A 1,154-nucleotide genomic window follows, 5' to 3' on the forward strand; every position below is an offset into this window, starting at 1 on the left:
CAGAGCTAGTGCGGTGGATCTCTTCCAAGGAGATACAGAAGGAATCTATTGCAGTCGCAAGGGCTAACTCCATTGAGGCAGTTTGCATGATTGAGAAGTATCTACCCACGAGCTGCCTAACTATCCAAATGCACTTGCTCGTCCATGTAGTAGATGAGGTTGCAGTGGCAGGTACAGTCCACAGCCGTTGGATGTTCTTTCTAGAGCAGTTCATGAAAACACTTAAGGGTTTTGTTCGCCAAAAAGCACGTCTAGAGCGGAGCATGGCAGAAGGATGGCTGGTGCAAGAGTCTCTTGTATTGACGACCGAATTTCTATCCGTTTCTGACCCAAAAATGCCTCGACTGTGGAGCGATGAGGAGGATGCAAGACTGGTGGGAGAGGAGCCGCAAGGGCAAGCGGTGCGAGAAAAGATCATGAAGTTCTGTATACTAAATTCAGCGCCGATGCAAAAATGGCTTGAAAGGTACGCAGAAGAGAAAGAGAGACGCAATAGGGAGCGACACGATTTCAAGCGAATCCGAATGACTAGAGGCTTATCCTTGCCAGACTGTCTCGCTCCTCTACCTAAATTTCCTACAATGGCATGGTTGGACAAGACAGTGAGAGGAGCTCGACAGATCGGAGAACCTATATCTCTAGAAGAGGAAGAGCTAGTTATTTGATGTGACTGGAGGTATCATACATACATGGCACTTTGGAAAGCATTTCAGAACACAACAAATTGATAGCAGAAGAAACACGTTTGACAATGGGGTAATGGTTAGTTTCACGCAAAAGAGCAGGGCCAGTGCCAGAGACACGAATGAGAGCACTAGCAACCTGGATTACTGTGGTCTGGTGTCAGATATCCTGAAAGTAAGCTTCAGGCGGTTTGAGATGTTTTTGTTGGATGTGAAGTGGTTCAAGGTGATTACTTCTGGTCGCAATGCAACGGTACACAGAGATGGAAACAAACTTGTGCAAATAGATTCTACAAAGACTTGGACAGATGTGAGCGACACATTTGCTCTCCCCGAACATTCCGAGCAAGTGGTCTTTGTACCGGACCCTCAAGAGCGACAATGGTGGTTTGTGGTTCAGGTTGCTCCAAGAAATAAACAAGTATTTGAAGGGCAAGATCTCCTGGAGGAAAGTCAGTCAGACGACGTCCA

At 46.8% G+C, this 1,154-nt stretch carries 2 protein-coding genes; both read left to right on the plus strand.

Annotation, left to right across the window (positions count from 1 at the left end; all coding sequences use genetic code 11):
- Positions 1-665 (plus strand): DUF4218 domain-containing protein (locus DD606_RS25350; RefSeq protein WP_129259494.1); only part of this gene is annotated, 665 nt, incomplete at its 5' end.
- A gap of 175 nt (positions 666-840) precedes the next feature.
- On the plus strand, positions 841-1,154 hold a 314-nt coding region (locus tag DD606_RS26085), incomplete at its 3' end, for a DUF4216 domain-containing protein (protein ID WP_176691504.1).

The sequence above is a fragment of the Enterobacter cloacae complex sp. GF14B genome, assembly GCF_004136805.1.
Taxonomy (GTDB): Bacteria; Pseudomonadota; Gammaproteobacteria; order Enterobacterales; family Enterobacteriaceae; genus Enterobacter; species Enterobacter hormaechei_C.